At 68.5% G+C, this 12,696-nt stretch carries 10 protein-coding genes; 6 read left to right on the forward strand and 4 right to left on the reverse strand.

The features are described from left to right. The first annotated feature begins 8 nt into the window (after positions 1 to 8). From rfaE2 to AAC067_RS02565, 3 genes are read left to right on the forward strand one after another with little or no spacing between them, the layout of a single operon-like run. The gene (gene rfaE2 / locus AAC067_RS02555; protein ID WP_339929214.1) at positions 9 to 1,481 is read left to right on the forward strand and encodes a D-glycero-beta-D-manno-heptose 1-phosphate adenylyltransferase; all 1,473 of its coding nucleotides are present in this window, start codon (positions 9 to 11) and stop codon (positions 1,479 to 1,481) included. Then, positions 1,478 to 2,479 carry an ADP-glyceromanno-heptose 6-epimerase gene (gene rfaD / locus AAC067_RS02560; RefSeq protein ID WP_339929216.1) on the forward strand — a complete coding sequence of 334 codons (1,002 nt, stop codon included), beginning with the start codon at positions 1,478 to 1,480 and terminating at the stop codon, positions 2,477 to 2,479. Before rfaE2 ends, rfaD begins: the two co-directional genes overlap by 4 nt. Next, positions 2,476 to 3,585 (forward strand): DUF3089 domain-containing protein, encoded by a 1,110-nt coding sequence (locus tag AAC067_RS02565; RefSeq protein WP_339929218.1) that lies wholly within the window; start codon positions 2,476 to 2,478, stop codon positions 3,583 to 3,585. The genes rfaD and AAC067_RS02565 overlap by 4 nt, the downstream gene beginning before the upstream one ends. On the opposite strand, the gene recG is transcribed toward AAC067_RS02565, so the two are convergent. Beyond that, entirely contained in the window at positions 3,582 to 5,672 is a 2,091-nt protein-coding gene (gene recG / locus AAC067_RS02570) for an ATP-dependent DNA helicase RecG (protein ID WP_339929772.1), read from the reverse strand. The genes AAC067_RS02565 and recG overlap by 4 nt on opposite strands. Before the next feature lie 85 nt (positions 5,673 to 5,757). Between recG and AAC067_RS02575 the strand changes: the two genes are divergently transcribed. Beyond that, positions 5,758 to 6,060 (forward strand): succinate dehydrogenase assembly factor 2, encoded by a 303-nt coding sequence (locus tag AAC067_RS02575; protein ID WP_339929220.1) that lies wholly within the window; start codon positions 5,758 to 5,760, stop codon positions 6,058 to 6,060. Further along, positions 6,060 to 9,509 carry a transcription-repair coupling factor gene (gene mfd, locus AAC067_RS02580; protein WP_339929222.1) on the forward strand — a complete coding sequence of 1,150 codons (3,450 nt, stop codon included), beginning with the start codon at positions 6,060 to 6,062 and terminating at the stop codon, positions 9,507 to 9,509. Before AAC067_RS02575 ends, mfd begins: the two co-directional genes overlap by 1 nt. Positions 9,510 to 9,525: 16 nt before the next feature. Here the strand turns inward: mfd and AAC067_RS02585 are convergent, their stop codons facing one another. After that, positions 9,526 to 10,857, reverse strand: coding sequence for a diguanylate cyclase (locus AAC067_RS02585; protein WP_339929224.1), 1,332 nt, complete (start codon positions 10,855 to 10,857; stop codon positions 9,526 to 9,528). Positions 10,858 to 11,040: 183 nt separating this feature from the next. On the opposite strand from AAC067_RS02585, the gene AAC067_RS02590 reads away from it, so the two are divergent. After that, on the forward strand, positions 11,041 to 11,991 hold the full coding sequence (locus AAC067_RS02590; RefSeq protein WP_339929226.1) for a YihY/virulence factor BrkB family protein: 951 nt from the start codon (positions 11,041 to 11,043) through the stop codon (positions 11,989 to 11,991). Here the strand turns inward: AAC067_RS02590 and AAC067_RS02595 are convergent. Both AAC067_RS02595 and AAC067_RS02600 read right to left on the reverse strand, forming a co-directional pair. Beyond that, positions 11,957 to 12,205 carry a sulfurtransferase TusA family protein gene (locus tag AAC067_RS02595; RefSeq protein WP_339929228.1) on the reverse strand — a complete coding sequence of 83 codons (249 nt, stop codon included), beginning with the start codon at positions 12,203 to 12,205 and terminating at the stop codon, positions 11,957 to 11,959. The two genes, AAC067_RS02590 and AAC067_RS02595, sit on opposite strands and share 35 nt — an antisense overlap. Next, positions 12,202 to 12,696, reverse strand: a complete 495-nt coding sequence (locus AAC067_RS02600; protein ID WP_339929230.1) for a CinA family protein — start codon at positions 12,694 to 12,696, stop codon at positions 12,202 to 12,204. The genes AAC067_RS02595 and AAC067_RS02600 overlap by 4 nt, the downstream gene beginning before the upstream one ends.

A 12,696-nucleotide genomic window follows, 5' to 3' on the forward strand; every position in this document is an offset into this window, starting at 1 on the left:
CCGGTTCCATGGCTGAGCGCGCTCCCGATATCCGTCCCCTCGACCTCGGGTCCCTGCAAGCCCTGCTGGAGCGGGTGCGCGACCTCAAGGTCGCCTGCGTCGGCGACCTGATGCTGGATCGCTATGTCTATGGCGAGGTCAGCCGCATCTCGCCCGAGGCCCCGATCCCGGTGCTGCGGGCCGGACAGACGGTGGCCATGCCCGGCGGGGTCGGCAATGTCGCGCGCAATGTCGCCGCTCTGGGCGGCTTGGCGCGGCTGGGCGCGGTGGCCGGAGATGACGCGGCGGGTCGGGATCTGGGACAGCTGATCGCCGATGAGGCCCGGATCGAGGATTTCGTGGTTCGACCGACTGGTGCCAGCACCGTGATCAAGACCCGGTTCGTGGCCGCAGGCCAGCAGTTGCTGCGCCTCGACGACGAGTCCAGCCAACGTCAATCCCTCAACGATAGCGACGCTTTTTCCTCGGCTTCTTCCATTCTCCTGTCTGACTACGCCAAGGGCGTTGTCGGTGACGACCTGATCGCGTCAGCCCTGACGGCGGCCCGGAGCAGCGGCGCGCCCGTGGTGGTCGACCCCAAGGGCCGCGACTTCGCCCGCTACGGGGCCGTCGATGTGATCAAGCCCAATGCCAGCGAACTGGCCGGGGCCACCGGCCTGCCGGTCGAAACCGACGCCGAGATCGAGGCGGCCCTGACGGCCCTGCTGACGGCCACAACCGCGAAGGCTATCGTCGTCACCCGCGCCGGCAAGGGCATGAGTCTGGCCCGCCGCGACGGCGCGATCAGCCATTTCCCGGGCCGGGCACGCGAGGTGTTCGACGTTTCCGGGGCCGGGGACACCGGTCTGGCGGCTCTGGGGCTGGCGCTGGGGGCCGGCGCGACGCTGGAGACCGCCGTCCAGTTCGCCATCCTCGCCTCGGGCGTGGTGGTCGGCAAGGCGGGCACCGCCGTGGTCACCCCGGCCGAGCTGATCGACGCCGAGATGAGCCAGCACGCCCATGCCGCCCACGCCAAGGTGACGCCGCTGGACGAACTGGCGGCCGAGGTTGAGGGCTGGAAACGTCAGGGCCTGAAGGTCGGCTTCACCAACGGCTGTTTCGACATCTTGCACCGCGGCCATGTCGCCTATCTGGCCCAGGCGCGCGGCTGGTGCGACCGGCTGGTGGTCGCCCTGAACACCGATGCGTCGGTGCGGCGGCTCAAGGGCGAGGGGCGGCCGGTCAATGATCTGGACAGCCGCGCCGTGGTGCTGGGCGGCCTGACCAGCGTCGACCGCGTGACCTCATTCGACGACCCGACCCCGATCGCCCTGATCGAACGGTTGCGGCCCGATGTGCTGATCAAGGGGGCCGACTATACCCGCGAAGGCGTGGTCGGCGGTGATCTGGTCGAGAGCTGGGGCGGGGTGGTCCGTCTGGCCACGTTCAGCGACGGCTATTCCACCACCCGCACCATCGAGAAGATGAAGGACCCGGCATGAGCCGTCAGATGATCGTGGTGACCGGCGGGGCCGGCTTCATCGGCTCCAACGTCGTGGCCCGCCTGTGCGCCGAGGACCGCCACGACGTCGTCGTGTGCGACCGGCTGGAGACGGCCGATCTGGCCAAGTGGAAGAATATCGCCAAACACCCGATCGCCGACTTCTGGCAGCCGGAAGAGCTGTTCGAACAGCTGGAGCGCCACGCCGAGGACATTCTGGCCGTCGTGCACATGGGCGCGATCTCCGCCACGACCGAGCCCGACGCCGACCTGATCCTGCGCACCAACTACACATTGTCGCGCGACCTGTGGGACTGGTGCGCCATCCGCGACTGCCGGCTGATCTATGCCTCGTCAGCCGCGACCTATGGCGACGGGGAGCAGGGCTTCGAGGACAAGGATGATGTTGAATCGTTGTCAGCACTTCGCCCGCTAAACGCTTACGGCTATTCGAAATTTCTGTTTGACCAGTACGCCCTGCGTCAGGCCGAGCGCAGCCAGGCCCCGACCCAGTGGGCCGGGCTGAAATTCTTCAACGTCTATGGGCCGAACGAGGGTCACAAGGGCACGATGAAGTCGGTCGTGGCCCAGATCTGGCCCAAGGTGGCGGCGGATGAGCCGGTCGCCCTGTTCCGCTCGCACCGGCCCGACTATGCCGACGGCGGCCAGATGCGTGACTTCGTCTTTGTCGACGATGTGGTCGACATCATCGTCTGGCTGCTGGAAACGCCTTCGGTCTCGGGCATCTACAACGCCGGCTCCGGTCAGGCCCGCTCGTTCGCCGATCTGGCCAAAGCCACCTTCGCCGCTGCCGGAAAAGAGCCCCGCATCGACTATGTCGATACGCCCGAGGTCATTCGCGACAAATACCAGTATTTCACCGAGGCCCGGATGGACCGCATCCGCGCCGCCGGGTTCGAAGGCCAGTCGACACCGCTGGAAGAGGGGGTCCGGCGCTATGTGCAGGACTATCTCGCCACCCCGGACCCGTATCGATGAGGGGGCCGCCACTGACCTTGCGCCAATGGGTCGGCTGGACCGGCTTCGCGCTGGTGTTCCTGCTGGTGGCCGCCATTATGGTCTGGCGCGGCGACATCCTGCAGGATGCCCTGAACCCGCAGGTGCCCTTCCAGACCTATGACCCGCCACCGCCGCCGAATTACGATACCCCGGCGGCCTGGGCCTTGCGCGACGTACGCACGGCCGAGGCGGGGCCCGCCGCCGTCTTCTTCGTCCATTCGACCACCTATGACGGCGGACAGGAGTGGAACGGACCGATCGGCGACCGCAAGGCCGACGCCTATCTGCAGCGGATCGTCCTGCCCAACTATGCCGGGCCCTTCGCCCGCGCCGGGGCGATCAGCGCGCCGCGCTATCGTCAGGCCAGTCTCTACACCCGGATGACGCTGCGCGATGACGCGCGCGAGGCCCGGGCCTTTGCCTATGGCGACGTCGCCGCCGCCTTCGACGTCTGGCTGGACGGCCACCCGAGCGGCCCGCTGGTGCTGGCCGGGGTCGAGCAGGGCGGGGAACTGCTGGAGCGGCTGGTTCGGGAACGGATCGCCGACGATCCAGCCCTACGGCGACGGCTGGTCGCGGCCTATCTTATGGACGTGGTGGTGCCGGCCTCGGGCCTGTCGCCGGCCGTGCCGGCCTGTGCCACCCGCAACCAGACCGGCTGTATCGTCGCCTGGTCTCCGGTCGCCTTCGACAATGACGGGGCGGCACGCGGTCGGCTGCGGCGGGCCCTGGTGTGGAATGATCGGGGCCAGTTGGTCGATCTGAACGACCGGGCGGCCCTGTGCGTCAATCCGGTGACCGGCTCCACCGATACCGGTCCGGTCGACGCCCGCCATCACCGGGGGGCGACCAATGCCACCGGCCTGGAACAGGGTGCGCGTCCGGCCCTGATCGCCCGCGAGGTGGCCACACAATGCCGCGACGGCCTGTTGCGCTACTCCCAGCCCGATCTGGAGTCCTTCCGCGAGAGCGGGAGCTGGAGTGATCGCCGAAAAGCGCGTCCCTACAATCTGTTCTACGGTGATATTGAAGCAGATGTTGAGGCTAGACTGGCGCTCTGGATCCACGACCAACCCCCGATCTAGTCGGTTCCGGCCCGGTCGTTGCGCCAGTCGAACAGGGCTTCGAGAATCTGCACCGCCTGCCCCCGGGGCGAGGTCAGGTCGGGGTCGCGGTTGAGTACCAGACGGGCATCGTCCGCCGCGGTCTGCATCAGGGCCCGGTGGCGTACCGGATCGGCGAACCGGTAGGCCGGAAAGCCGCTTTGGCGCAGGCCCAGCGGATCGCCACCGCCGCGCAGGCGGAAATCCTCCTCGGCGATCTCGAAGCCGTCCTCGGTGCGGCGCAGGGTCTCGAGCCGTTCACGCGCCGTATTGCCCAGGCCGCCGTCCTGATTGCCGTACAGCAGAATACAGGCGCTGGCCTTGGACCCGCGCCCGACCCGCCCGCGCAGCTGATGCAGCTGGGCCAGACCGAACCGGTCGGCGTGTTCGATGACCATGATCGAGGCATTGGGCACGTCGACCCCGACCTCGACCACCGTGGTGGCGACCAGAACCGGCAGGCGGCCGGCGGCAAACTCGGCCATCACCGCCTCGCGTCGGGCTCCGGGCATCTGGCCGTGGGCCAGACCGACCTCGACCCCGAGCACGCGCGCCAGATCGACGGCCCGGGCCTCGGCCGCCGCCAGATCGCTGGCCTCGGACTCCGCCACCAGCGGGCAGATCCAGTAGGCCTGGGCCCCGCTGTCGACAGCAGCCTTGAGCCGGGCGGCCACCTCGCCGATGCGGGCCAGCGGCAGGACCGCCGTGGCCACCGGCGTGCGGCCGGGCGGCTTTTCGGTCAGACGCGACACCTCCAGCTCGCCATACTGGGTCAGTTCCAGCGTGCGCGGGATCGGCGTCGCCGACATGGTCAGCAGATGCACCCCGCCGGTGCGCGGGTCGCCCTTGGCCTGCAGCCGCTGGCGTTCGCTGACGCCAAAGCGGTGCTGTTCGTCGATCACCGCCAGACCCAGCCGGTCGAACACGACCGCCTCCTGGAACAGGGCATGGGTGCCGATGGCCACGGCGGCGTCGCCGGACGCCAGGGCCGCCAACCGCGCGCGTCGCTCAACGGTCGTGTCCCGCCCGGTCAGCAGCACGCTGCGCACCCCGGCGGCCTCCAGCATCGGGGCCAGCCGCTGCCAGTGCTGACGGGCGAGAATTTCGGTCGGGGCCATCAGGGCCGACTGGACCCCCGACGACGCGGCATCGGCCATGGCCAGGGCCGCGACCGCCGTCTTACCGGAGCCAACGTCGCCCTGCAGCAGCCGTCCCATCTGCTCGCCCGAGGCCAGATCGGCGCGGATCTCGGCGATGGCTCCGGCCTGGGCCCCGGTCAGGGTGAAGGGCAGGGCGGCCAGCAGGGCAGCGGAAGCCTCGCCCGACACGATCCGCGGGGCCGGGGTGACGCGCCGCGCCTGCCGCCGTCGCGCCAGGGCCAGCTGGTGGGCCAGCAGTTCGTCATAGGCCAGCCGCTGGCGCACCGGGGTATCGGGTTCGAGGTCGGCCAGACCGGCAGGGGCGTGCAGGGCCACGATCGCCTCATGCCAGCGGGGCCAATCGCGCGCCGCCAACCAGGCCGGGTCCTGCCATTCCGGCAGCTCGGGAGCCACGGCCAGCGCGCCCAACACCAGCTTGCGCATCACCCGCGACGTCAAACCGGCTGTGGCCGGATAGACGGCCTCGACCACCGGGATCTCGTCGGCCTTGTCGGGCGACAGGATGTAGTCCGGATGAGCGATCTGGACCTCGCCATTGAAGCGTTCGACCTTGCCCGAGACCAGACGTCGCTCACCCGCCGGGGCCAGCCGGTCGATATGGCTGGGCGAACCGGCGAACCAGATCATGTGAATAAAGCCGGTGTCGTCGCTTGCCCGCATCTTCAGCGGGGCCCCGATCTTGTGCGGCGGGATCAGCCGGTCGATGACCACATCGAACACCCCGACCTCGCCCTCGACCGCAGCGGCGGCCGTGGTGCGGCGACGCAGGATCAGTCCGGACGGGCCGAGAAACAGCACATCGCGCACCAGCGGCCCGGCCAGTTTCTGCACCAGCGGCAGGATACGGGGCCCCACGCCCTTCAGGCTGGAAACCTCCGCGAACAGGGGAAAGAGAATCTGGGGCCGCATGATGGAGACAGCATAGCTGGCGAAACGGTCCATGGAACGCTATCTGAACGCGTCAGTGAAACGAATAGACCGGGCAAGGATCCTTGTGGCCGATACCAACGCACGTCTGAAAGAACGACTGGGCCGGATCATCTTCCGGGCCTGGCGACGCGGCTTCCGCGAGGCCGACCTGGTATTGGGCCCGTTTGCCGAGCAGATCGGGCCGACGCTCGACACCGCCGAGCTGGATGCCTTTGAAGCGATGCTCGAGGCTGAGGATCACGACCTCTACGCCTGGATCATCGGCAAGACCCCCATCCCGCCCGAGCACGACGGCCCGGTAATGGCACGCCTTCAGACCTTCATGCGCGACCATGTCGCCGCCGTAGTCGCCGAAGGCGCGGGTTGATGGACGGCAGTCTTCCGCGACGCATCGATACCCAGCTGGGCGGCGCGCCCGAGGGACTCGACGCCCTGACTGTGGCCGAACAGCTGTCGGCCAGCGGCGGCGTCAGCCTGTTTATCGCCCGCGACCACAGCCGGGCCAATGAGTTCAGCCAGGCCCTGGGATTCTTCGCCGGCGACCTTGAGGTGCTGGACTATCCCGCCTGGGACTGCCTGCCCTATGACCGGTTGAGCCCGTCGTCCTCGGTCTCGGCCGCGCGCATGGCGACGCTGACCCGGCTGTCGCACCGTGCGCCGGACGACCGCACCCCGCTGCTGATCGTGACCACGGTGGCCGGGGCCATCCAGCGCACCCCGCCGCGCACCGTGACCAACAGCGCCGGTTTCGAGACCCGGGTCGGGCGCGATCTCGATACGGCGGCGCTGGAAACCTATTTCACCACCAACGGCTATGTGCGCGCCTCGACCGTGTCGGAACGCGGCGAATACGCGGTGCGCGGCGGCGTCATCGATGTGTTCCCGCCCGGTTTCGAGGAGCCGGTCCGGCTGGACATGTTCGGATCGGAACTGGAGTCGATCCGCACCTTCGACCCGGCCACCCAACGCTCGACCGGCAAGCTGAAATCCGTATCCCTGTCACCGGTGTCCGAAGCCCTGCTGGACGCCGAGACCATCTCGCGCTTCCGCACCGGCTATCTGAACCTGTTCGGCGGCGGCAGCGACGACCCGCTGTACGCCGCGGTCAGCGAAGGCGCGCGTCGGCAGGGGATGGAGCACTGGCTGCCGCTGCTCTATCCGCAGCTGGAGACCCTGTTCGACTATCTGCCGGACAGTGCCGCCGTCTTTCTCGACAACCAGGTTGAGCAGGCGCGGGCCGAACGCTGGACCCTGACCGCCGACGCCTGGGACGCGCGACAGGAGGCGTCGAAGACCAAGGCCGGGGCCGCCAACCGGGCCCTGAAGCCGTCGGCCCTGTATCTGGATGAGGGCGACTGGAACAGCGCCCTGGCCGGACGAGCCGTACGCCGCTTCACCCCTCTGCAGGGGCCCGACGACAATGTCGGCGGACGGCTGGCCCGGACCTTCGCTGCCGAACGCGCCCAGGACAGCGTCAATCTGTTCGAGGCCGTCGCCGCCCATGCCCGAACCCTGCAGGCCGAGGGTCGGCGCGTGCTGTTCGCCTCGTGGAGCGAGGGCTCGTCCGAGCGGCTGGCGGCCATGCTGGCCGATCACGGGCTCGACCATGTCATCGCCGTGCGCAACTGGGCCGACGTCCAGGCCGCCCCACGCGAGATGATGTTGCGCGGCGTCCTGCCGGTCGAGCACGGCTTCATCACCGACGATGTGGCGGTGATCTCGGAAACCGACATCCTCGGCGACCGACTGGCGCGGCCGCGACGCAAGCGCCGGGCCTCGAACTTCCTGGCCGAGGCCTCGGCCCTGACCACCGGCGATCTGGTCGTCCATCTGGACCACGGCATCGGCCGCTACGAAGGCCTGAAGACGCTCGAGATCCAGGAGGCCCCGCACGACTGTCTCGAGCTGCTGTATGCCGGGGACAGCAAACTCTATCTGCCGGTCGAGAACATCGACCTGCTGACCCGCTACGGCACCGACAGCGACGGGGTCCAGCTGGACCGGCTGGGCGGGGCCGGGTGGCAGTCCCGCAAGTCGAAAGCCAAGGCCCGGCTGCGCGACATGGCCGAGGGGCTGATCGCCCTGGCGGCCAAGCGGGCGATGCGAACCTCGGAATCGATCACCCCGCCGCATGGCCTGTTCGACGAATTCTGTGCCCGCTTCCCCTATGAGGAGACGGACGACCAGCTGAACGCCATCGGCGATGTGCTGGAAGACCTCGGCAAGGGCACGCCGATGGACCGGCTGATCTGTGGCGACGTCGGCTTCGGCAAGACCGAGGTGGCCCTGCGGGCCGCCTTCGTCGTGGCCATGACCGGCCAGCAGGTGGCCATCGTCTGTCCCACGACCTTGCTGGCACGCCAGCATTTCAAGACCTTCAGCGAACGCTTCGCCGGCTGGCCGGTAACGGTGCGCCACCTGTCGCGCATGGTCACCGCCAGGGATGCAGCCGAGACTCGCGAAGGCCTGAAGACCGGCCAGTTCGAGATCGTCGTCGGCACGCATGCCGTCCTATCAGATCAGGTAGGGTTCCGCGATCTTGGCCTTGTTATCGTTGATGAAGAGCAGCACTTTGGGGTCAAGCATAAGGAGAAGCTCAAGTCGCTTCGCGCCGACGTGCATCTGCTGACCCTGACCGCCACGCCGATCCCGCGCACGCTGCAGATGGCGCTGTCGGGCATCCGCGAGATGTCGATCATCGCCACCCCGCCGGTCGACCGGCTGGCCGTGCGGACCTATGTGACACCGTGGGACCCGGTGCTGGTGCGCGAGGCCCTGCTGCGCGAGAAATACCGTGGCGGTCAGGCCTATTATGTCGCGCCGCGGCTGAAGGACCTGCCGGACATCGAACAGTTCCTGCGCGAACAGGTGCCCGAGGTGAAATTCGTCGTCGGCCATGGCCAGATGTCACCGACCCAGCTGGAAGACGTGATGAGCGCCTTCTACGACGGGACCTACGATGTGCTGCTGTCGACCACCATCGTCGAGAGCGGCCTCGACATCCCCACGGCCAACACCCTGATCGTCCACCGCGCCGACATGTTCGGCCTGGCCCAGTTGCACCAGATCCGTGGCCGCATCGGCCGCTCCAAGGCGCGCGCCTTCGCCTATCTGACGACACCGACCAACAAGCCGATGAGCCTGTCAGCCGAGCGGCGGCTACAGGTGCTGCAGTCGCTGGACAATCTGGGGGCCGGATTCCAGCTGGCCAGCCACGATCTCGACCAGCGCGGCGGCGGCAATCTGCTGGGCGACGAACAGTCGGGCCATATCCGCGAGGTCGGGGTCGAACTGTACCAGCAGATGCTGGAAGACGCGGTCGCCGAGCTGCGCGAGAACGGCGACGGCGAGGCCCCGGACCGCGGCTGGTCACCGGCCATCAATGTCGGCGCGGCCGTCTTGATTCCAGAAGCTTACGTCCCGGACCTGAATGTCCGCCTGAGCCTGTATCGCCGCCTGTCGGACGCTGAGCAGAGCGAGGAGCGCGAAGCCCTGGCGGCCGAGCTGATCGACCGGTTCGGCCCGCTGCCGGACGAGGCGCGCCAGCTGCTGCGCATCGTGGGCATCAAGGCCAACTGCAAGATTGCCTGCATCGAACGGATCGACATCGGGCCCAAGGGGGCAGTGCTGACCCTGCGCAACAACACCTTCCCCAATCCGATGGGGCTGGTCGGGCTGATTCAGAAGAACCATGCCTTCTGGAAGCTGCGGCCGGACCAGAAGATCGTGGTCAAGGGCGACTGGGACACGCCGGAAGAGCGGCTCAAGGTGGCGGAACGGATCACCACCGACCTGGCACGGGTGGCTTCGGCCTGAGCCCCGATCGACGACTTCAGTCCGGGACGATCTTGCTCTGGTTCCTGCCGACGTCGCGTGAAGCGCGCTCCAGTACGGCGGCAGGGGATTCCGAGGTGACGGCCTCGGCGGCCCCGACCTCGAATTCGACCACGAACGGCGACCGGTCCGGCCCGGCATCGAAGGCCGTGCAGCCGATCACCGCCGCAATCCGCTCGGCGGCGATGCGACCGGCGGCGGCCGGCGTCGCCGGCAAGGCCAGGGCGAAGACGTCGGCCGACAGGCGCGCCGCCGTGTCCTCGGTGCGGATCAGACGCGACACCATGGCCCCGATCTGGGGCAGGGCCCGGTCCAGCCAGCCGTCGGCGCGGGCCTGGACCACCGCCTCGGTCTCGGCCACCCGCAGCACGCACACCGACAGCGGCCGACGCCGCGCCCTGGCCCCGCCGGAGATCCGCGCCAGATGGGCGGCGAACAGTTCCGGGGTGAACAGGCCGGTGGTCGGATCGGTCAGGCCAGAGCCGCGCGCAGCCTCCAGCGACTTGCGGATGCTTTGATGATGCCGGTGGCCCCTAGCCAGGGTCACGACCCGCTCGGCCGTGTCGTCCTCGGCCGAATCGGCGGCGGCGACGTCGGCGAAGCCGCGATTGTACAGCTCACCCAGATTGATCTCGCCGCTGCCCCTCAGATAGAGGACCACCGGGATATGATAGAGGCGGGTATTGCGCTTCATACCCGCGGCGATCGACAGGGCCGGGGCATGATCCTCCGCCCCCCACAGGATGGCGGCATCGAACGGCCGCTCATGCAGATAGTCGAAGGCCGTATAGGGGGTCGGGGCCGCCACCACCTCGCAACCGCGCGCGCTCAGGGCGTTGGACAGGGCGAGAAAGCGGTGATCGGGCTTGCCCGCGGCCAGAATCCGCAGGGGTGAGGCGTCCACCACGGCCGGGGGCAGGGGGGACCCGCGCTCGGCGAAGGTGGCGTCGCGCTGGATCATTTCCTCCGCGGCGATGGCGGTACGCACCAGATGCTCCAGCCGCAGGGCAGCCTGCACAGCATGCGGCGGCGTCGACATGACGATGTCGGCCCCGGCGGGCGGGGCCCCGCCAGCGGCCATGCCCACGGCCATCACCGGCAGTTTTCGCGGCAGGACGGCCTCATGCAGGGCGGCGATCGTGGCCGCGACGTCCGGAGCCCGGGCATCAACGATGGCCGCCTCGACCGGCAGGTCGTCCAGACTGGCGAGAGCTGCAGGCAGGGACCTTGCCGTGACCGTGGTCCAGCCCAAGGCATCGAGCCCCTGGCACAGGGGCCCGATCAGATCGTCGTCAGGTGCGACAACCAGAATACGCGGATCGAAACCCAATCACTGTCTCCATAGCCCCGGTCCGTCATCACTAAACGCCCCTGACGCGAACCCAGCGGAACCATAGCGACGTGAAGGCCGAACACGCAACGCCACAACCGCGAATGACCGGGGATGAACCATCTGCTTTCCCAACGACCGAATTGCGCTAGACTTGTCGACTGGGCGGTCGCGGGAACCGGTTTGAATCTTAAGTCGGACATTGCCGAAGCCCGATTCATGGGCCGACCGTCGCTCTGGGGCCGGCTGGCCGTGCGCGCCTTTACCCGCAGCTGGGGTCGGGACGTCATGCTCTATACGGGCGGGGTGTCCTTCTTCGCCCTGCTGGCGGTCTTCCCGGCCATCGCCATCCTGATCGGCTTCTACAAGGTGGTGATGTCGATCGGGCAGGTCGGCGAGCAGGCCGCGGCCTTGGCCGACGTGCTGCCGTCGGCGGCCCGCGCCATCTTTCTCGCCGAGATCGAACGACTGGCCAATACCTCGGCCCGCACCGTCTCGACCCAGAGTGCCTTCGCCCTGATCGTCGGCGCCTATGCGGCCCATCGTGGATTCAAGGCCTTGTTGGCCGGACTGAACCTTATTCATGATGAAAGCGAGCCGCATGGCTTCTTCCGGTTCAATCTGCTGGCCTTCTTCGTCGCCGTCGTCGCCTTCACCCTGTTCACGGCCGTCTCCGGAGCCGTGGTGACCCTGCGCCTGCTGCAGCACGCCGGCACCAATATCCGGATCAGCGAGAGTGGCCTGCCCTATGACGGCCTGTTGCCAGCGGCAGGCCTCGCTGTCGGCCTGACCCTGCTCTATCGCTATGCGATGGCGCACCGCGTTCCGGTCGCCTGGGGCCCGTCGGTCGCCGGCGGACTGGTGGCCACGGTGATGTCGATGGTGTCGTCGTGGCTGTGCGCCGTCTATGTCGAGCAGATTGCCCTGCTGGGCGCGACCTACGGCTCGGTCGGTGCCGTCGTGGTGCTGCTGATCTGGCTGTCGTGGAACGTCAACGCCATCTTCTACGGCGGAGCCTTCGCTACCGAGCTGGAGATCGCCCTGCGGGCCCACCGGATCGCGTCGCTCGATCCGCCCGAACCGCTGCCGGACTCGGTCGTCAACCTGTCGGAGCGGCGGGCGTCTCGACGGTAAGCGACAGCACCCCGTCCACCTCCTCGATACTGATCATCCTGCCGCCGATCTCGGTCATCAGATACGGCACATCGATGCGCGCCATGGCGTCGGTGGCCAGCAGGGTCAGCCGCACCCCCGGGTCCAGACCCTCCATGGCCCGACGCAGTTTCAGACTGGGCACCGGGCAGCGGTGACCACGCGCATCGACGACGATCGGATCGGTTCCGCTCATCCGGCCTGCAACCGGTCAATCAGCAGGTTCAGCGCCACCCGGACACTGGCCAGGCGCACCGCCTCACGGCCCGGATCGCCGAATCGATGCTCGACATGCACCACCCCGGCCGGCCCCGCCGCGGCGAAATGCACCAGACCGACCGGCTTGTCGGCCGTACCACCGCCGGGCCCGGCGATGCCGGTGACGGCCACAGTGACCGCGGCAGCCGACCGCGCCAGCGCGCCGTCGGCCATGGCCCGGGCGACCGGCTCAGACACGGCCCCGTGGGCCTCGATCAGGGCGGCCGGCACCGCGACCAGATCGGTCTTGGCGGCATTGCTGTAGGTGACGAAACCGCGATCGACCACCGCCGACGACCCGGCCACGCCGGTCAGGGCCCCGGCCACCAGCCCGCCGGTGCAGCTTTCGACCGTGGCGACCTGCAGGCCGCGCGCGACTGCCAGCCGGATCACCGTCGCGGCAAGGACATCGATGTCGTCTGGAAACAT

Source organism: uncultured Brevundimonas sp., assembly GCF_963977465.1.
In the GTDB taxonomy this organism is placed as follows: Bacteria; Pseudomonadota; Alphaproteobacteria; order Caulobacterales; family Caulobacteraceae; genus Brevundimonas.

Excerpts from the sequence above, each read along its gene's own strand:
- rfaE2 (WP_339929214.1), top strand. The coding sequence starts at position 9 with ATGGCTGAGCGCGCTCCCGATATCCGTCCCCTCGACCTCGGGTCCCTG.
- rfaD (WP_339929216.1), top strand. The coding sequence starts at position 1,478 with ATGAGCCGTCAGATGATCGTGGTGACCGGCGGGGCCGGCTTCATCGGC.
- AAC067_RS02565 (WP_339929218.1), top strand. The coding sequence starts at position 2,476 with ATGAGGGGGCCGCCACTGACCTTGCGCCAATGGGTCGGCTGGACCGGC.
- recG (WP_339929772.1), bottom strand. The coding sequence starts at position 5,672 with ATGCGGCCCCAGATTCTCTTTCCCCTGTTCGCGGAGGTTTCCAGCCTG.
- mfd (WP_339929222.1), top strand. The coding sequence starts at position 6,060 with ATGGACGGCAGTCTTCCGCGACGCATCGATACCCAGCTGGGCGGCGCG.
- AAC067_RS02595 (WP_339929228.1), bottom strand. The coding sequence starts at position 12,205 with ATGAGCGGAACCGATCCGATCGTCGTCGATGCGCGTGGTCACCGCTGC.
- AAC067_RS02600 (WP_339929230.1), bottom strand. The coding sequence starts at position 12,696 with ATGTTTCCAGACGACATCGATGTCCTTGCCGCGACGGTGATCCGGCTG.